The 18721-nt window shown below is 72.8% G+C and carries 15 protein-coding genes and 1 tRNA gene; 9 read left to right on the top strand and 7 right to left on the bottom strand.

The genetic code is table 11. The annotated features are described in order from the left end of the window. The first annotated feature begins 4 nt into the window (after positions 1-4). From AB0G32_RS06450 to AB0G32_RS06430, 5 genes are all read left to right on the top strand, one after another. Positions 5-1918, top strand: a complete 1914-nt coding sequence (locus tag AB0G32_RS06450; protein WP_361158957.1) for a copper resistance protein CopC — start codon at positions 5-7, stop codon at positions 1916-1918. A 7-nt stretch (positions 1919-1925) separates the two neighbouring features. Then, on the top strand, positions 1926-3215 hold the full coding sequence (gene efeB / locus AB0G32_RS06445; RefSeq protein ID WP_361158955.1) for an iron uptake transporter deferrochelatase/peroxidase subunit: 1290 nt from the start codon (positions 1926-1928) through the stop codon (positions 3213-3215). Positions 3216-3336: 121 nt separating this feature from the next. Then, positions 3337-4272: a prephenate dehydratase gene (gene pheA / locus AB0G32_RS06440; RefSeq protein WP_361158952.1), complete on the top strand. Its 936-nt coding sequence runs from the start codon at positions 3337-3339 to the stop codon at positions 4270-4272. Positions 4273-4744: 472 nt separating this feature from the next. Further along, complete coding sequence (gene serS / locus AB0G32_RS06435; RefSeq protein WP_361158949.1) at positions 4745-6022, top strand: serine--tRNA ligase; 1278 nt, start codon at positions 4745-4747, stop codon at positions 6020-6022. Next, positions 6019-6855, top strand: a complete 837-nt coding sequence (locus AB0G32_RS06430) for an HAD family hydrolase (RefSeq protein WP_361158947.1) — start codon at positions 6019-6021, stop codon at positions 6853-6855. Before serS ends, AB0G32_RS06430 begins: the two co-directional genes overlap by 4 nt. Positions 6856-6869: 14 nt before the next feature. Here AB0G32_RS06430 and AB0G32_RS06425 read toward each other — a convergent pair. From AB0G32_RS06425 to AB0G32_RS06405, 5 genes are all read right to left on the bottom strand, one after another. Further along, positions 6870-6976: transfer RNA gene (locus AB0G32_RS06425), tRNA-OTHER, on the bottom strand. Between the two features lie 369 nt (positions 6977-7345). Continuing rightward, positions 7346-8065 carry an ABC transporter permease gene (locus AB0G32_RS06420; protein WP_361158944.1) on the bottom strand — a complete coding sequence of 240 codons (720 nt, stop codon included), beginning with the start codon at positions 8063-8065 and terminating at the stop codon, positions 7346-7348. 11 nt (positions 8066-8076) lie between these two features. After that, positions 8077-8988 carry an ABC transporter ATP-binding protein gene (locus AB0G32_RS06415; protein ID WP_361158941.1) on the bottom strand — a complete coding sequence of 304 codons (912 nt, stop codon included), beginning with the start codon at positions 8986-8988 and terminating at the stop codon, positions 8077-8079. Next, entirely contained in the window at positions 8985-9902 is a 918-nt protein-coding gene (locus AB0G32_RS06410; RefSeq protein ID WP_361158938.1) for an ABC transporter permease, read from the bottom strand. Before AB0G32_RS06410 ends, AB0G32_RS06415 begins: the two co-directional genes overlap by 4 nt. Beyond that, positions 9895-10857, bottom strand: a complete 963-nt coding sequence (locus AB0G32_RS06405; RefSeq protein ID WP_361159103.1) for an ABC transporter ATP-binding protein — start codon at positions 10855-10857, stop codon at positions 9895-9897. Before AB0G32_RS06405 ends, AB0G32_RS06410 begins: the two co-directional genes overlap by 8 nt. 209 nt (positions 10858-11066) lie before the next feature. On the opposite strand from AB0G32_RS06405, the gene AB0G32_RS06400 reads away from it, so the two are divergent. The 4 genes from AB0G32_RS06400 to AB0G32_RS06385 all read left to right on the top strand — a co-directional run bounded on the left by AB0G32_RS06400 (position 11067) and on the right by AB0G32_RS06385 (position 15793). After that, positions 11067-13046: an SDR family NAD(P)-dependent oxidoreductase gene (locus AB0G32_RS06400; RefSeq protein ID WP_361158935.1), complete on the top strand. Its 1980-nt coding sequence runs from the start codon at positions 11067-11069 to the stop codon at positions 13044-13046. Between the two features lie 119 nt (positions 13047-13165). Further along, on the top strand, positions 13166-13738 hold the full coding sequence (locus tag AB0G32_RS06395) for an RNA 2'-phosphotransferase (protein WP_361158932.1): 573 nt from the start codon (positions 13166-13168) through the stop codon (positions 13736-13738). 62 nt (positions 13739-13800) lie between these two features. Beyond that, the gene (locus AB0G32_RS06390; RefSeq protein ID WP_361158930.1) at positions 13801-14703 is read left to right on the top strand and encodes an LLM class flavin-dependent oxidoreductase; all 903 of its coding nucleotides are present in this window, start codon (positions 13801-13803) and stop codon (positions 14701-14703) included. A 220-nt stretch (positions 14704-14923) separates the two neighbouring features. Beyond that, complete coding sequence (locus AB0G32_RS06385) at positions 14924-15793, top strand: HAD hydrolase family protein (RefSeq protein WP_361158927.1); 870 nt, start codon at positions 14924-14926, stop codon at positions 15791-15793. Between the two features lie 42 nt (positions 15794-15835). On the opposite strand, the gene AB0G32_RS06380 is transcribed toward AB0G32_RS06385, so the two are convergent. Together AB0G32_RS06380 and AB0G32_RS06375 are read right to left on the bottom strand one after the other, a co-directional pair. Beyond that, positions 15836-16879, bottom strand: a complete 1044-nt coding sequence (locus AB0G32_RS06380) for a M23 family metallopeptidase (protein ID WP_361158924.1) — start codon at positions 16877-16879, stop codon at positions 15836-15838. A gap of 109 nt (positions 16880-16988) precedes the next feature. Beyond that, positions 16989-18602, bottom strand: coding sequence for a GAF domain-containing protein (locus AB0G32_RS06375; RefSeq protein ID WP_361159101.1), 1614 nt, complete (start codon positions 18600-18602; stop codon positions 16989-16991). Between the last annotated feature and the right edge of the window lie 119 nt (positions 18603-18721).

Here is an 18721-nt window from a genome sequence, read left to right as displayed (position 1 = left end):
CACGTTGACACCGACCATCGCCCCACGCGTCCGGAACCTGGTGCTGCTGCTCCTGGCCACGGCCGGCGCGCTGCTGGCCGGCGCCGCCCCGGCCGCCGCACACGCCGCGCTGACCGGCAGCGACCCCCGGCAGGGGGCGGTGGTCGACCAGGCCCCGGCCCGGGTGTCCCTGACCTTCTCCGAGTCGGTCTCCCTGGGCGACGACGCACTGCGCGTACTCGACCCCAAGGGCGCCCGCGTCGACGACGGCAAGCCCGCCAACGTCAGCGGCACCACCTACGGCGTCGCCCTGCACTCAGGGCTGCCGGACGGCACGTACACGGTGACCTACCAGGTCGTCTCCGCCGACAGCCACCCGGTCTCCGGCGCCTTCACCTTCTCCATCGGCGCCCCCTCCAAGACCTCGGTGTCGGCCGCGGGCCAGGAGGCGGGCGGCGGGGTCGTCGGCTGGCTCTACGGGCTGGGCCGCTACACCGCCTACGCTGGCTTCGCCGTCCTGGTCGGCGGCGCCGCCTTCGTGCTGGCCTGCTGGCCGCGTGGTTCGGGCGTGCGGACCGTGCAGCGCCTGGTCGTCTCCGGTTGGCTCGCGCTCACCGCCGCCACCCTCGCCATGCTCCTGCTGCGCGGCTCCTACACCGGTTCCGGCAAGGCCGCCGACATCTTCGACCTGGAGCTGCTCGGCCAGGTGCTCCAGACCAAGACGGGTGCCGCCCTGGTCTCCCGGCTGCTGCTGCTCGCCGCGGCGGCGCTGTTCGTCGCGGTGCTCTTCGGCGCCTACGACAAACGTGAGGACGCGGAGAAGCGGGATCTGACCTTCGGGCTCGCGGTCGGCGGAACCGTCGTCGCGGCCGGTCTCGCCGCCACCTGGGCGATGGCCGAGCACGCCTCGGTCGGCCTCCAGCCCGGCATCGCCATGCCGGCCGACGTCGTCCATCTGCTGGCCGTCGCCGCCTGGCTCGGCGGTCTCACCACCCTGCTCGTCGCCCTCTACAAGGCTCCCGCCGACACCCCGGTCGACACCGCCGCCGTCCGCCGCTTCTCCACGGTCGCCTTCGGCAGCGTGGTCGCGCTGGTGATCACCGGTACGTATCAGTCCTGGCGCCAGCTGGGGTCCTGGTCGGCGTTCACCGACACCCGGTACGGACAGCTGCTGCTCGCCAAGATCGCGCTGGTGGCGGTGCTCGTCGGCATCGCGTACCTGTCCCGGCGCTGGACGGCCCGGCTGGCGGAGACGGCGGGCGCGGTGCCCCGGCCCCGGGAGCAGGAGCGGGCCGGGATCTCCAGCACCACGGCCGTCGGCGCGAAGAGCGCGGGCGGGGTCAAGCCCGTGGGCAACGCCAAACGGGCCGCCCAGCTCGCCCGGCAGCGGGCCGCCGTGGACGCGGCACGGCAGAAGCGCGAGCGCGACGCCGACCCGCACCGCTTCGGGCTGCGCCGCTCGGTCCTCGCGGAGACCGGTGTGGCGGTGGTGCTGCTCGCCGTCACCACCGTCCTGACCCAGACCGAGCCGGGACGTACCGAACAGGACGCCAGGGCCGCCACCTCGTCCGCCGCCTCCGCCGACGCCTCGGCGTCCGGGGCCGTCACCCTCGACATGCCCTTCGACACCGGCGGCGAGAACGGCAAGGGTGTCGTCCGCGTCGAGGTCGACCCGGCCCGGGTGGGCGCCAACGACGTGCACGTCTACGTCGAGGACCCCAACGGCCGCGCCGTCGACATCCCCGAGGTGAAGCTCGCCTTCACCCTGGAGGCCAAGGACATCGGGCCGCTGCCCGTGGCCCCCGACCACATCACCACCGGACACTGGTCGGCGAGTGACGTGCAGCTCCCCATGGCCGGCGACTGGAAGGTCGCCGCGACCGTGCGGACCTCCGACATCGACCAGGTGACCGTCTCCAAGAACGCGCAGATCGGCTGAACCGCACATGGCTGACCAGTCCATTCCGGAGGCTCGCACCCCCGAAGCCCCGGTCGTCGAAGAGACCGCCGCCGCCCCGGCGGGCGTCTCCCGCCGCCGGCTGCTCAGCACCGCCGGAGCCACCGGGCTGGTGCTCGGCGCCGCCGGCGGTGCCGCCGGATACGCCGCCGCGCCCGCCGAGGCCACGCCGCTGACCTCGCTCGGCGCGGAGCAGGTGGCGTTTCACGTGAAACATCAGCCCGGCATCACCACAGCCGCCCAGGCCCGCGGTCATCTCGTCGCCTTCGACCTGACCGCGGGCGCCGGCCGCAAGGAGGCCGCCGCGCTGCTGCGCCGCTGGTCCGACACCGCCCGGCGGCTGATGGCGGGCGAGACGGCCGCCACCGGCGACACCGGTGTGGCCCGGGACGCCGGACCGTCCTCCCTCACCGTCACCTTTGGGTTCGGCCACAGCTTCTTCGGCCGGACCGGACTGGAGAAACAGCGCCCGGTCTCCCTCGACCCGCTCCCCGACTTCTCCTCCGACCACCTCGACAAGAACCGCAGCAACGGCGACCTGTGGGTGCAGATCGGCGCCAACGACGCCCTGGTCGCCTTCCACGCCCTGCGTGCCCTCCAGAAGGACACCGGTTCGGCCGCCCGTATCCGCTGGCAGATGAACGGCTTCAACCGCTCGCCGGGCGCCACCGCCCACCCCATGACCGTGCGCAACCTGATGGGCCAGGTCGACGGCACCCGCAATCCCAAGCCCGCCGAGTCCGACTTCGACCAGCGGATCTGGGTGCCGGAGTCCGGCTCCACCGACCCCGCCTGGATGGCGAACGGCTCCTACGCCGTCGTACGCCGCATCCGGATGCTCCTGGACGACTGGGAGGAGTTGTCGGCAAAGGAGCAGGAGGACGTCATCGGGCGCCGCAAGGCCGACGGGGCGCCGCTGTCCGGGGGCGGCGAGACGACCGAGATGGACCTGGAGAAGACCGACCGGGCGGGGAACCTGGTGGTCCCGATCAACGCCCACGCCCGTATCACCCGCCCCGACCAGAACGGCGGCGCGGCCATGCTCCGCCGCCCCTTCTCGTACCACGACGGTTTCGACACGGACGGGGTCCCGGACGCCGGTCTGCTGTTCATCTGCTGGCAGGCCGATCCGCTGCGCGGCTTCGTGCCGGTCCAGCGGAAGCTGGACCGGGGGGACGCCCTGTCGACGTTCATCCGGCACGAGGCGAGTGGTCTGTTCGCGGTGCCGGGCGGCGCGGCGCAGGGGGAGTACGTCGGGCAGCGGCTGCTGGAGGGGTGAGCGGCGAGGAAGGGACGGCGAGGAAGGGTCGGGGGCGAGCGGGGAGGAGGAGCGGGGGTGAGCGGGTGAGGCGTGCGCGATCGGCGCACGGGGCGGCGGCAGGGCGCACTAGGGTGAGGCCATGCCAGCCAGTTACGCCTATCTCGGTCCCGAGGGCACCTTCACCGAAGTCGCCCTGCGTACGCTCCCGGAGGCCGCGACCCGCGAGTTGGTCCCGTACGTCTCCGTGCAGTCCGCGCTCGACGCCGTGCGCGTCGGCGAGGCCGAGGCCGCGTTCGTACCGATCGAGAACTCCGTCGAGGGCGGCATCACCACCACCCTGGACGAGCTGGTCTCCGGCCAGCCGCTGATGATCTACCGCGAGGTGCTGCTGTCGATCACCTTCGCGCTGCTGGTCCGCCCCGGTATCAAGCTGTCGGACATCAAGACGGTCACCGCCCACCCGGCCGCCCAGCCGCAGGTGCGCAACTGGCTCAAGGCCCACCTCCCGGAGGCCGTCTGGGAGTCGGCCGCCTCCAACGCGGACGGCGCCCGGCTGGTCCAGGAGGGCCGCTACGACGCCGCCTTCGCCGGCGAGTTCGCCGCCGCCCGGTACGGTCTCGAGCCGCTGGAGACCGGCATCCACGACTCGCCGCACAACGCCCAGACCCGGTTCGTGCTGGTCGGCCGCCCTGCCCGGCCGGCCGCGCCGACCGGCGCCGACAAGACCTCCGTGGTGCTGTGGCAGCGCGACGATCACCCCGGCGCCCTGCGCGACCTGCTGGGCGAGTTCGCCACCCGGGGCATCAACCTGATGCTGCTCCAGTCCCGGCCGACCGGCGCCGGCATCGGCAACTACTGCTTCTGCATCGACGCCGAGGGGCACATCTCCGACCGGCGGATGGCCGAGGCGCTGATGGGGCTGAAGCGGATCTGCCTCCAGGTGCGCTATCTCGGCTCGTACCCGCGCGCGGGCGTCGACCCGGCCGAGACGGGCGACCGGTTCCCGGGTACCTCGGACAAGGAGTTCGTGGCGGCGGCGGAGTGGGTCGCCCGGTGCCAGGACGGCCGGTTCTGAGGGTTCGGCTCGACGATTCCGACGGTCGTATCTGCGGATCTTAGTTATCCACAGGGGTTATCCACAGGGCGACGTCTCGACCTGGGGACAAGTCGACAACGAAAGGCGATTCAGTCGACAAATCCCCCTACAGGCCCCATCTCCGTCCACAGACCCGCAGGTCACCCTTCGTCCACCCGTTTCTCGCCCGTCATTCTCCAGAGTGACCCCTTTCCACTCGTACGTGCGCGTGCGGCGGGTTTGAAAGAGGAATTCTCCGTCCCGGATGTCCCATTAGGAATGATCACTTCCGTAGTCCACAGAACTTCCGCACAGCCTGTGGATAACTTTCCGGGGCGGTGGATTCCTGTGGACAGCGGAACCCCGGACGCGCCCCAAGTCCCCATGGCACGCCTTTTCTTGGCCTCGCGGCGACCGGCCCCGGTCAATAGTGGGTCGATCGCCGTCACCGGTCACCGGTAGCCTTGGCCGTGTGATTGACCTTCGCCTGCTCCGTGAGGACCCCGACCGTGTGCGCGCCTCCCAGCGCGCCCGTGGAGAGGACGTCGCGCTCGTCGACTCCCTCCTCTCCGCCGACGAGCGGCGCAGGTCGTCCGGCGTCCGCTTCGACGAGCTGCGCAATGAGCAAAAGGGCCTCGGCAAGCTCATCGGCAAGGCCACCGGCGACGAGAAGGCCGAGTTGCTGAAGCGCGCGAGCCAGCTCGCCGCCGACGTCAAGGCCGCCGACGCCGAGCGCGACGCCGCCGACGCGGAGACCCAGGAACTGCTCCAGAGGCTCGGCAACCTGGTCCACCCCGAGGTCCCGGTGGGCGGCGAGGAGGACTTCGTCACCCTGGAGACGCACGGCACGCACCGCGACTTCGCCGCCGAGGGCTTCGAGCCCAAGGACCACCTGGAGCTCGGCCAGCTGCTCGGCGCCATCGACGTCGAGCGCGGCGCCAAGGTCTCCGGCTCCCGCTTCTACTTCCTGACCGGCGTCGGCGCCCTGCTGGAGCTGGCCCTGGTCAACGCGGCGATCGCGCAGGCCACCGCGGCCGGCTTCACGCCGATGCTGACCCCGGCGCTGGTCCGCCCGCAGTCGATGGCCGGCACCGGCTTCCTCGGCCAGGCCGCACAGGACGTCTACCACCTCGACAAGGACGACCTCTACCTGGTCGGCACCTCCGAGGTGCCGCTCGCCGCGTACCACATGGACGAGATCCTCGACGCCGACCGGCTGCCGCTGCGCTACGCCGGCTTCTCGCCCTGCTTCCGCCGCGAGGCGGGCTCGCACGGCAAGGACACCCGGGGCATCTTCCGCGTGCACCAGTTCGACAAGGTCGAGATGTTCTCCTACGTCCTGCCCGAGGACGCGCAGGCCGAGCACCAGCGGCTGCTGGAGTGGGAGAAGCAGTGGCTGACCTCGCTCGAGCTGCCGTTCCGGGTGATCGACGTGGCCTCGGCGGACCTGGGCGCCTCGGCGGCCCGCAAGTTCGACTGCGAGGCGTGGATCCCGACCCAGGGCAAGTACCGCGAGCTGACCTCGACCTCGGACTGCACCGAGTTCCAGTCCCGCCGCCTGTCGATCCGGGTGCGCGAGGACAAGAAGGTGCGCCCGCTGGCGACGCTGAACGGCACGCTGTGCGCCGTACCGCGCACGATCGTGGCGATCCTGGAGAACCACCAGCAGGCCGACGGTTCGGTCCGGGTGCCCGAGGTGCTGCGGCCGTACCTGGGCGGCCGGGAGGTCCTGGAGCCGGTGGCCAAGTGAGCGACGCCGCCTCCGCCCCGGGTGCCGCGGGCTTCCCGTACCGCCTGGTCGCGACCGATCTCGACGGCACGCTGCTGCGCACCGACGACACGGTCTCCGCGCGCACCCGGGACGCGCTCGCCGCGGCCACCGCGGCGGGCGCCGCGCACATCGTGGTCACCGGCCGCGCGGTCCCGTGGACCCGGCACATCCTGGACGACCTCGGGTACGACGGGCTGGCCGTCTGCGGGCAGGGCGCGCAGGTGTACCACGCCGGGGAGCACCGGCTGCTGACCTCGGTCACGCTGGACCGGCAACTGGCCGGGGTGGCGCTGGCAAAGATCGAGGCCGAGACCGGGCCGCTGTACCTGGCGGCGAGCCGGGACGGGCTGGACGGCGAGGTGCTGGTCGGACCCGGCTACGCGGTCGGCGGCGCCCTCCCGGCGACTCCGTTCACGGACGCCTCCGACCTGTGGTCGGCGCCGCTCAACAAGATCTACATCCAGCATCCGACGCTGTCCGACGACGAGCTGGCCGCGGTGGCCCGGCGGACCGCGGGCGGTTTCGTCACGGTCGTGATGGCCGGTGCCGGAGTCGTCGAGCTGCTGCCGCTGGGGCTGTCCAAGGCGACCGGCCTGTCGCTGGCGGCCCGCCGGCTGAAGCTGCGGGCGGCGGACACCATCGCCTTCGGGGACATGCCCAACGACGTGCCGATGTTCGGCTGGGCGGCGCGCGGCGTGGCGATGGCCAACGCGCACCCGGAGCTGAGGGCGGTGGCGGACGAGGTGACGTCGTCGAACGACGCGGACGGTATCGCGGTGGTGCTGGAGCGGCTGCTCGACGGCCTCGGCTGACCTGCCGTCGACGGCGGAGGATGCACGGATCGAACGTGCGCGGGCCCGGCCGGCCCGACCGCGGCCCGCGCTGCGGAAACCCGCGGCGCGGGCCGGTGCCTTTCCACTCGGCCAATCCTCCGGGTGGGCGGCCCACGCGAGTGCCGTGCACCGCGTGCTCGAAGCGGCCGCCCCGGGCGGCTTCCCGTGCGAAACGGGCTGCGCGGAGTGTGGTGGTGACTACTCCGGAGCCCGTCGCGGGCCGCCCTGTCGGGAGCTGGACGTACTGCCGTACCCGGGCATCGCCCCGCTCCTCTCCCGGTCTGCGGCGCCCCCGCGACGCGGCGGCTCGGACATTACACAAGTGTGCGGGACGCACAGTGCGGGCCGCCACTGGATTAACACCGTGGGTGATCGGCCGACGGGACGGCTCCGCGCCGCCCGTTCCGGCGGCGCGACAACAGCGGGACGAGGGCCTGGAGTTCGACGCGCGGCGGACGGCGGCTGACGCTCACTCCTCCCCGGCCAGGGTCAGCGCGCGCAGTTTCTGCCCGGCGTACCAGGTGGCGAGTACGGTCACGGCGATCAGCAGGACGGTGGCGGTGGTCAGGCCGACGTCGGAGGTGACCAGTTCGCCGCCGGCGATGTCCTGGGCGACCGCCAGCGACCACTGCTGGACGCTGAGGGTGCGGGCGCCGGGCACCAGGGAGCCGAACAGGGCCTCCCAGACCAGCGCGTAGACCAGGCCGAACACGACCGCGTGCCGGGAGACCGTGCCGAGCAGGAGGAAGAGCGCGGCGTAGGCGATGGAGGCGACCAGGGCGGCGACCGTGTAGGCGACGGCGACCTGCTGGCCGTTGCCGTTGAGGATCAGGCCGGCCAGCAGCGTGGGCAGCGCGGAGAAGACCATCGTCACGGCGATGGCGACGATCAGCTTGGTGAAGATGATGGTCGGCCGTTTGAGCGGCTTGGACAGCAGGTACACCACCGAGCCGTCGTCGATCTCCGGGCCGATCGCACCGGTGCCGGCGATGACGCCGATGATCGGCACCATGGTGGCGAGCGCGAAGCCGCCGAGGACGTCGGACGCGGTCTGGTCGTCGGCGCCGGTCAGGGCGCGCACCGCGACCGCGATGACGATCAGCAGCAGCGGCAGGGCGCCCAGGATGAGGGCCCGGCGGCGGCCGAGCAGGGCCCGGTAGGTGAGCCGGGCGACTGTGGGGTCGTACATTCTTCGGCCTCCTACGCCGCTACGAGGTACGAGAAGACGGACTCGAGGGACTCGTCGGACGGCGAGACCGTGAGCAGCCGGATGCCGTGGTCGCGGGCGACCTTGGGCAGCAGGGCGGTGAACCGGGCGAAGTCGACGGCCTGGACGCGCAGCGCGCCCTCGGCGTGGTCGACCTCGATGCCGGAGGTGGACGGGTCGGCGATCAGGGCCGCGGCCAGCGCCCGGTCGTCGCTGGAGCGGACCAGGTAGCGGTGCGGGCGGTCGGTCATCAGGCGGCGGATGCGGCGGAAGTCGCCGCTGGCCGCGTGCCGTCCGGCGACGATGACCTCGATGTGCCAGGCGAGCTGTTCGACCTCTTCGAGGATGTGCGAGGAGAACAGCACGGTGCGGCCCTCGTCGCCCATGCGGCGCAGCAGGTTCATCAGCTGCATGCGCTGGCGCGGGTCCATGCCGTTGAACGGTTCGTCGAGGAGGAGGAGCGAGGGGTCGTGCACCAGGGCGCTCGCCATCTTCACGCGCTGCCGCATGCCCTTGGAGTACGTGGCGATCTTGCGGTCCTGCGCGTACTCCATCTCGACGGTGGCCAGGGCGCGCTGGGCCGCCTTGGCGCCGAGGCCGTGCAGTTCGGCGTTGGCGACGACGAACTCCTTGCCGGTGAGGAAGTCGTACATCGCCTCCCGCTCGGGGACGATGCCGATGTGCCGGTAGATGGCCTCGTTGCGCCAGACCGGCTGTCCGTCGAGGGTGACGGTGCCGGTGGAGGGGGCCAGGAAGCCGCCCATCATGTTGATGAGGGTGGACTTGCCGGCGCCGTTGGGGCCGAGCAGACCGGTGACGCCGGGGCCGATGGTCATGGTGATGTCGTTGACGGCGACCACGTTGCCGAACCAGCGGGAGACGTGGTCGATGTTCAGGGTGGTCACAGTCCCACCTTCTTGTAGCGGCGTGTCAGGAGGCCGTAGCAGCCGGCGATCAGGCCGAGGGTGACGAGGACGTAGACCAGGCCCGCCGCGGTGCCGGGGCCGTGGCCGCCGGGGAAGGCGGAGGCGGCGCCCAGGAAGGCGGACTGCACGCCGTCGATGAGGGTGATCGGGGAGAACAGGCCGATCCAGGCGATGGCGCCGGTGCTGTCCTGCACGTCGGCGATGGCCTGGAGGGTGGAGACCGCGCCGTAGGTGATGGTCAGGACGGCGATGACGGCCGCGATGCCGAAGCCGCGGCGCGGCGTGACGGCGGCGATGACCAGGCCGATACCGGCGAACAGCAGCGAGAGCAGCGCCACGGAGACCAGTCCCTGAGCGAATCCCTTCGTCTGGTCGGCGAAGTCGAGTTTGGCGAGCAGGGCGCCCACATAGAGCACGATCAGCGGCGCGGCGGTCAGGACGAACAGCGCCGAGGCCAGCGCCGCGTACTTGGCGCGGACGTAGTCGGAGGTTTCGATCGGCCGGGAGAAGTAAAGGGGCACGGTCTTGAAGCGCAGGTCGCGGGAGACCGACTGGGGTGCCTGGGAGGCGATGTACAGGCTGATGACCGCCTGGAGGATGATCGCGTACCGCGTGTAGTCCACCGGCAGGTCCTTCGCCTTGGTGAAGACGGCGACGGCGACCATGATGCCGGCGGGCAGGCACATGACGACGAACAGCAGCATCGGCAGCACCTTGGACTTGACCGAGCGGCCGAGTCCGTAGGAGCCGCGCAGGGACTGCGAGTAGAGCGAGCGGCGGGCGTAGGCGCGGCCGAGGCGGGGGCCGTCGTAGGCGCGGTAGCCGATGTTGTGGATGCGGGTCTGGTCGCCCGGCGGCGGGGCCAGCAGGGACTGATCGGCCTGGTCAGCCATGGTGGACCGCCTCCTTGCGCTGTGCGTCGTCGCTGTCCTTGAAGACCTCCGAGATGTGGTGCCGGCGCTGCTCCATGCGGACCAGGCCGAGACCGAGGTCGGCGATCACGTCCCGGACCAGGTCGTACGTCTCGTCGCCGGTGGCGGTGAGCAGCAGCACGTGCCCGGCGCCCGGCAGGCCGCTGCCGTCCTCCACGGTGATCCCGCGCGCGTGCAGCGCGTCGCGCACCGCGCGGGTGCCGTCCGGGTGCTCGTCGGTGTCGGTGACCTCGACGGCGAGGGTGGTGGTGGACTGGGTGAAGTCGGTGGTGGAGCTGGCCCGCAGCAGCTTGCCGCCGTCCACGACGACGACGTGGTCGCAGGTGCGTTCCAGCTCGCCCAGCAGGTGGGAGGTGACCAGGACGGAGATGCCGAAGTCGGTGTGGATGCGGCGGATCAGGCCGAGCATCTCGTCGCGGCCCACCGGGTCGAGGCCATTGGTCGGCTCGTCGAGGAAGACCAGCTGCGGGTCGTGGACCAGGGCCTGGGCCAGCTTCACCCGCTGCTTCATGCCGGTCGAGTAGCCGCCGATCGGGCGGTAGCGCTCCTCGTAGAGGCCGACGTGGCGCAGGGTGTCCGCGGTGCGCTCGCGCGCGGCGGTGGGCGGCAGGCCGGACATCCGGGCCATGTGCACGACGAACTCGGTGGCCGAGACGTCGGGCGGCAGGCAGTCGTGCTCCGGCATGTAGCCGACCCGTTCGCGGATGGCGGCTCCCTTGCTGGCCACGTCGAGGCCGAGCACCTCGGCGCGGCCCTCGGTGGCGGGGGACAGACCCAGCAGGATCTTGATCAGGGTGGACTTGCCGGCGCCGTTGGCCCCGACGAGTCCGGTCACACCGGCTCCGATGTCCACGGACAGCCGGTCGAGCGCGGTCACCCGGGGGAACCGCTTGCTCAGGCTTTCGGTCGCGATCACAGTCACGTCGTCGACGGTAGTGACGGCGGCCGGCCGGGTCGTCAGACCGGAGGGCCGTCTTGGTGTCGTACCTCAGACGTACGGGTCCTTAGGGGGCACCCTGCCTAGGGGCTACGGCGGGTACGGCGGTTCCGGCCGATCTGTTGACGGTTCGTCTAACAACTGGAACATTCGGCGGCGGCACAGCGGCGTGCGGGGACGGAGGAGACGTGACGGGATTCGAGGGGGCGCGCGAGCGCCGGGTGCGGACCGGCGGGATCGACCTGTGCGTGGCGGAACTGGGCGCTCCGGGCCCCGACCGCCCCACGGTCGTCCTCGTCCACGGTTACCCGGACAGCAAGGAGGTGTGGTCGCTGGTGGCGGCCCGGCTCGCCGAGCACTTCCACGTGGTCGCCTACGACGTCCGCGGCCACGGCCGCTCCACGGCGCCGGAACCGCTGCGCGGCGGGTTCACGCTGGCGAAGCTGACGGACGACTTCCTGGCCGTCGCGGACGCGGTCAGCCCGGACCGTCCGGTGCACCTGGTCGGCCACGACTGGGGCTCGGTGCAGTCCTGGGAGTTCGTCACGGTGGAGCGCACCCGGGGCCGGATCGCGTCCCTCACCTCGATGTCGGGGCCGTCCCTGGACCACTTCGGGCACTGGATCGCCGAGCGGCTGCGCCGGCCCACCCCGCGCCGGGCCGCCCAGCTCCTCGGCCAGGGCACCAAGTCCTGGTACGTCTGCCTGCTGCACACGCCGGTGCTGCCCGAACTGGCCTGGCGCGGCCCGCTCGGCGCGAGCTGGCCCGGCCTCCTGCGCCGCCTGGAGAAGACCCCCGCCGACGGCTACCCCACCGCGTCCCTGCCCGCCGACGCGGCGCACGGCGCCTGGCTCTACCGGGACAACGTACGGCCCCGGCTGCGCCGCCCGCGCGCCGACGCGTACGCCCACGCGCCGGTGCAGCTCGTCACGCCCCTGGGGGACGCGTTCCTCTCCGAGCACCTCTACGACGACCTGGAGCGGTGGGCTCCGCGGCTGGTCCGGCGCACACTGCCCGCCCGGCACTGGGTGCCGCGCACCCGGCCGGATCTGCTGGCGGGGTGGATCGGGGAGTTCGTGACCGCTGTCGAGGACAGGGAAGACAGGGGGGTGGAGGACGGGCGGGCCGGGAGCGCGGGGGTGCACGGGAGCACGGGGCTGGGTGCGAGGGCGGGGCTGGGCGCGAGGGCGGGGCTGGGCGCGAGGGCGGGGTTGAGTGGGAACGCGAGGCTGGGCGGAAGAGCGGGGCTGAGTGAGAGCGCGGGGCTGAGTGGGAGCGCGGGGCTGAGTGAGAGCGCGGGGCTGGGTGGGAAGCGCGTCGAGGTCGCCGGGCGCGGGAAGTACGCCGACCGGTTCGGCGGGCAGCTCGTGCTGGTCACCGGGGCGGGCGGCGGCATCGGGCGGGCCACGGCGCTGGCGTTCGCCACGGCGGGCGCGCGCGTGGTCGCCGTCGACCGGAACGGCGCGGCCGCCCAGGACACCGCCGAGCGGGCCCGGGCGGCGGGCGCGCCGGCCGCCTGGGCCGAGACCACCGATGTCTCCGACGAGCAGGCGATGGAGAAGCTCGCCGGGAAGGTCGCCGCCGAGTACGGCGTGCTGGACGTCCTGGTGAACAACGCCGGCATCGGCCTGTCGGGGTCCTTCTTCGACACCACGCCGGAGGACTGGCGGGACGTTCTCGGGGTCAACCTGTGGGGTGTGATCCACGGCTGCCGGCTCTTCGGACGGCCGATGGCCGAGCGCGGGCAGGGCGGGCACATCGTCAACGTCGCCTCGGCGGCGGCGTACCAGCCCTCGCGTCTGCTGCCCGCCTACGGTGCCTCCAAGGCGGCGGTGCTGATGCTGAGCGAGTCCCTGCGCGCCGAACTGGCCGGGAAGGGCATCGGCGTCACAGCCGTCTGCCCCGGTCTCGTGGACACCGGTATCACCGCCACCGCGCGGTTCGCCGGCGCCGGTGCCGACGAGGAGCAGCGCCGGCGACGGCGCACGGCACGGCTGTACGGGCTGCGGAACTACCCGGCGCGGAAGGTCGCCGACGCGATATTGGAGGCGGTGGTACGCGACCGGGCCGTCGTCCCGGTCACACCGGAGGCCCGTGGCGCACGGCTGCTGTCCCGCTTCCTGCCGGGGGCGACGCGTGCGCTCGCCCGGGGCAATCCGCCGCTGTGAAGCCGCAGTTCTCCACAGTAATCCCCAACCGGCCTGTGGATAACGCCCCTTGGCTGTGGACCAAACCTCACCGCGGAAATCGTTCGCGTGACGCGCATCTCATTCGGCACGCTGGTCGCATGAACGAACCAGACAAGAGAACCAAGGAAAGCACCGACGACAGACGCACCGTAAAGGTGTCGAAGTACCTGTCCAAGCATCTGCGGCACCAACCAGAGCGGATCGGGCTCACCCTCGACGAGAGCGGCTGGGTGGAGATCGAGGCGCTCCTCGCCGCGGTCGCCGCCCACGGCTTTCCCCTCTCCCGCCAGGAGCTGGACCACGTGGTCGCCACCAACGACAAGCGGCGCTTCGCGGTCGAAGGCACCCGCATCCGCGCCAGCCAGGGCCACAGCGTCGACGTCGACCTCGGCCTGCCCCCGGCGACCCCGCCGCCGTACCTCTACCACGGCACGGTCGCCCGCCACCTGGACGCCATCCGGGCCGAAGGACTCCGGCCGATGAACCGGCACGCCGTCCATCTCTCACCGGACCGGGAGACCGCCACCCGGGTCGGCGCCCGCCGCGGCCGTCCGGTGGTGCTGCCGGTGGACGCCGCCGCGATGCACCGCGACGGCCATGTCTTCCAGGTCAGCGCCAACGGGGTGTGGCTGACGCCGGCGGTACCGCCGGAGTATCTGCGCTTCTCCTGACGCCGGTCCTCGCGTGGCGGGTGTTTCACGTGAAACAGGCGGCGCCGCTTAGGCTCGGTGCCATGAGTCTGCGCCTGAGCACCGTGATCCTCCCCCACCGCCGCTGGCACGAGGGCGGCCGTGCCACTTGGACCCGGGCCGAGCAGCTCGGTTTCCACGCCGCGTACACCTACGACCATCTGTCCTGGCGCAGCTTCCGCGACGGCCCCTGGTTCGGTGCCGTACCGACGCTGACCGCCGCCGCGGCGGCCACCGAGCGGATGCGGCTGGGCACCCTGGTCACCTCACCGAACTTCCGGCACCCCGTGACCCTCGCCAAGGAACTGATCTCCCTCGACGACATCTCCGGCGGACGGATCACGCTGGGCATAGGAGCGGGCGGCACCGGCTTCGACGCCACCGCGCTCGGCCAGGAGCCCTGGACGCCGCGCGAACGGGCCGACCGGTTCGCCGAGTTCCTCCAGCTCCTCGACCGGCTGCTGACCGAGGACGCGGTCTCCTTCGAGGGCGACTTCTACGCGGCCCACGAGGCGCGCAACATCCCGGGCTGTGCGCAGCGGCCCCGGCTGCCGTTCGCGGTGGCCGCGACCGGTCCGCGCGGGCTGCGGCTGGCCGCCCGGTACGGACAGGCGTGGGTGACCACCGGCGACCCGAAGCTGTTCGAGGAGGGCACCCCAGAGCAGTCGGTACGGGCACTGCGGACGCAGGCGGAGCGGCTGGCCGACGCCTGTGCCGAGCTCGGCCGTGACGCGGACGAGCTGGACAAGGTGCTGCTCACCGGCTTCACCCCGGACCGCAACGAGCCGCTCCGCTCCCTGGACGCGTTCGTGGACTTCGCCGGACGCCACCGGGAGCTGGGCTTCACCGAGATCGTCGTGCACTGGCCGATCCCGGACTCGGGCTTCGCCACGGACGAGAAGGTCTTCGAGCGGATCGCCATGGAGGCGCCGGCCCAGCTGGCCTGATGTCCCGCCCGCACCGGCTCCCACCGTGTTCTCACCCACATGGTTTTCCACCCACACGGCTTTCCGCCCACACGGCTTTCCGCCCACACGGGTCTCGCTCACACGGGTGTCGCTCACACAGGTTTTCCGCTCACACGGGCGGTCGGCCCGATGAGAGCCGTACCTCACAGATGGGCGGACTCCCGCACGCCCGTGCGGGCCGCTGCGTGACAATGGCCCGGTGACCTCAGCGACTCGACAGCCCCAGACCCCGGCCGCCGCCGCTCGCCCCCGGCTCATCGCCACCGACCTCGACGGAACCCTGCTGCGCGACGACAAGTCGGTCTCCCCCCGCACGGTCGCCGCGCTGGCCGCGGCCGAGCAGGCGGGCATCGAGGTCTTCTTCGTCACCGGCCGCCCCGCGCGCTGGATGGACGTGGTCAGCGACCATGTGCACGGCCACGGCCTCGCCATCTGCGGCAACGGCGCCGCCGTGGTCGACCTGCACGGCGGCCCCGGCGCCCACCGGTTCGTGAAGGTGCGGGGCCTGGCCCGGGAGAACGCCCTGGACACCGTACGGCTGCTGCGCGAGGCGGCGCCCGGCACGGTGTACGCGGTCGAGCAGACGTACGGCTTCAACCAGGAGCCGGAGTATCCGAAGATGCACCTGGAGGTCCCCGACGTGCTCCGGCCGGCCGAGGAGCTGCTGGGGCCGGACGGCCCGGCGCCCCACGAGCCGGTGCTCAAGATCCTCGCCTTCCACCCCACCATCGAGCCGGACGCCTTCCTCACCCTGGCCCGCCTCGCCGTGGGCGACCGCGCCAACATCACCCGGTCCAGCCCCAGCGCCCTGCTGGAGATCAGCGGCCCGGACGTCTCCAAGGCCAGCACGCTCGCCCTGTGCTGCGCCGAGCGCGGCATCTCGCACGAAGAGGTCGTCGCCTTCGGGGACATGCCGAACGACGTGGAGATGCTCACCTGGGCGGGGCAGTCCTACGCGATGGGCAACGCCCACCCGGACGCGGTCGCCGCCGCCTCGGGGCGGACGGTCGCCAACAACGACGACGGGGTCGCCCTCGTCATCGAACGGCTGCTCGCGCGGACCGCCTGACACGAGTCACGGCCAAGGCGGCGATCGGGTGCGAGGTGGCGGTCAGATCGTCACGCCCCGCTGCGCCAGCCAGGGCACCGGGTTCAGCGCCGAGCCCATTTCCGGGGTGACCCGCACCTCGAAGTGCAGATGCGGTCCGGTGGAGTTGCCGGTGCTGCCCGACTGCCCGATCCACTCGCCAGCCTCGACGCGGTCGCCCTGGTCGACGGCGACGCCGGCCAGATGCGCGTACTGCGTGTAGTACCCGCCGGCGTGCTGGAGGACGACCTGGATGCCGAAGGCGCCGCCGCACGACACCTTCACCACCTGCCCGGCGCCGACCGCCCGCACCGGCGTGCCGACCGGCACCGCGAAGTCCTGCCCGGTGTGCCGGTTCGCCCACCGCGTTCCGCCGCTGCCGAAGGACGCGGACAGGTCGTACGTCTCCACCGGCGCCACCCAGTCCTGGCCGAGCCGGGCCGCCGACTGGTCGAGCCGGACGGCGCCGGGGCAGGACCCGGCGGCGGCCGACGCCTCGGCCCGGCCCTGGAGCTTGGACCGGGCCGCCGCCAGCTTGCGCTCGATGTCCTGCTTGAGGACGGCGAGTTCGGTGGTGCGCCGGTCCAGCTCCCGCCAGGCCGCCTCGGCCTTCGCCTGGTCCGCGGCCAGCCGGGCCTCGGCCCGCCGGCTGCGGCCGAGGGCGTTGCCGACGGTGCGGTTCGCCCGCGCCACGGCACGCTGACCGCGCATCAGCTGGTCGGGGTCGTCCGCGAGGAGCATCCGCGCGGTGAGCGGCAGCCCGCCCCCGCCGCGGTACTGGGCGCGGGCGATCCGGCCCAGGTCCTCGTTGAGGACGGCGATCTCCCGGCGCTGACGCTCCAGCAGCTCCTCGGCCCGCTCTGCCGCCGCCCGCCGGACCTCCGCCGCGCGCCGCCCGTCCTCGTAGCGCCGGGTCGCCGCGGCGGCGTCCTGGTAGAGCCGGACCACCTCCGCGCCGGCCTCGGAGCCGGGACCGGCGTCCCCGTCCGAGCCGGGACGGGCGGCCAGTACGGCGAGTGCGCACAGCAGCACCGGAACGAGCAGCGGATGTCGGCGGGATGAGCGCATGCCAGTGATCGTGGACCCTGCGGCCCCTCCGGGTCATGTTCAGCTCGTACGGCTGGGGGAGCGGTTGCTGCACACGGGGCAACCGCGCCCCCGAAAACCCCTCCCGGGTTCAGTACGGCGCTTCCCACACGACGGTGGTGCCCGCACCCTTGGCCCCGATGCCCGGACCCGTCCGGCTGGAACCGCCGAGGGCCCGCGCGCGGCGCTCCAGGTTGCGCAGGCCGCTGCGCCGGCCGCCCTCGGGGAGGCCCACGCCGTCGTCGGCGACGGTCAGCCGGACGCCCGGCCGGCCGTCGGACAGGGTCACCGTCGCGTCGACGACGACCTCGGTCCGCGAGGCCCGGGCGTGCCGGTAGGCGTTGGAGAGCGCCTCGCGCAGGGCGGCCACGAGATTGCGGCCGGTCTCCTCGCCGACCGCGCTGTCGACCGGCCCGACACAGCGGTGCGCGGGGGTGTGGCCCAACGGCACGGCGGCCATGGTGATCTCCCGCAGCACACGGGTGCGCAGCCCCGGCGGAGCATCGGCGGGCTGCCGCAGCGCGAAGATGGCCGAGCGGATCTCCTGGATGGTGACGTCGAGTTCGGCCACCGCCCTGCCGACACCGTCCCGTACCTCGGGCACGGCCGAGGCGCGCGCGGCGCGCTCCAGCGTCATCCCGGTCGCGAACAGCCGCTGGATGACGAGCTCGTGCAGGTCACGGGCGATGCGGTCGCGGTCCTCGAACACGGCGAGCCGTTCCCGGTCGCGCTGCGCCTCCGCCATCACCAGGGCCAGCGCGGCCTGTGCGGCGAACCGGTCGGCGAGCGCCCGCTCGGTGCGCGTGAACGGCCGCTCCCCGCGCGCCCTGGGCATCACCAGACCGCCGAGGACTCGCTCGTCGCTGCGCAGCGGCAGCACCAGCGCGGGCCCGTAACTGCGGGCGATCCCGGTGACCAGCCGGGGGTCGGTGGCCGCGTCGTCCACCACCGTGGACCGTCCGGCGAACAGATCGGCGACCAGACCGCTGTGCGGCGGGACGACCGTGCCCAGGAACTCCGCGGGCCGCCGCGCGGCGACGGCCGCGATCTCCATCCCGCCCCCGGCGACCGGCAGCAGCACGATCCCGGCGACGGCTTCGGAGAGCCGGCGCGCCTGTTCGGCGACCACCTGGAGGGAGTCGTCCACGTCGGCGCCGGACAGCAGGGCCGTGGTGACGGCGACCGATCCGTCGATCCAGCGCTCCCGCTGCCGGGCGGCCTCGTACAGCCGGGCGTTGCCGATGGCGATGCCCGCCTCGGTGGCGAGCACCCGGACCAGGGCGAGGTCGTGGTCGTCGAACGGCACGTCGCCGCGTTTGCCGGCCAGATACAGGGTGCCGAAGATCTCGCCCTGCACCCGTACGGGTACGCCGAGGAAGTCCCGCGTCGGCGGGTGCCGGCCCGGGAGTCCGCCGGCGCGCGGGTCGGCGGTCAGGTCGGCGGTCAGGTCGGCGAGGCGGACCGGTCCCGGCCCGTCGGTCAGGGCGCCCAGCAGTCCGGTACGCGGGTCCGGTGGCAGGCCGATCCGGCGGGCGGTCGCCTCGTCGGCGCCGTGGTGGACGAAGTAGGCGAGGCCGTCACCGTTCTCGGCGTCCTCGGCCACGACGCCCAGCGCCGCGTACCGCGCGTCGGCCAGGTCGGCCGCCGTCCGGCAGATCCGCTCCAGGGTGGAGCGCAGCTCCAGGCCGCTGCCGACCGAGCGCATCGCCTCCAGCAGCTTCGGCACCCGGACGCGCAGCTCGGCGGCGGCTCCCGGCCCGGACGGCCGGGGACCGGGAGACGGGGGGCCGGGAGACGGGGGATCGGGAGACGGGGGATCGGGCA

It is taken from the genome of Streptomyces sp. NPDC023723 (assembly GCF_040639815.1).
Lineage (GTDB): Bacteria > Actinomycetota > Actinomycetes > Streptomycetales > Streptomycetaceae > Streptomyces.
The sequence above is the reverse complement of the archived record's forward strand: the minus strand, read 5'-3'. Positions and strand labels throughout refer to the sequence as shown.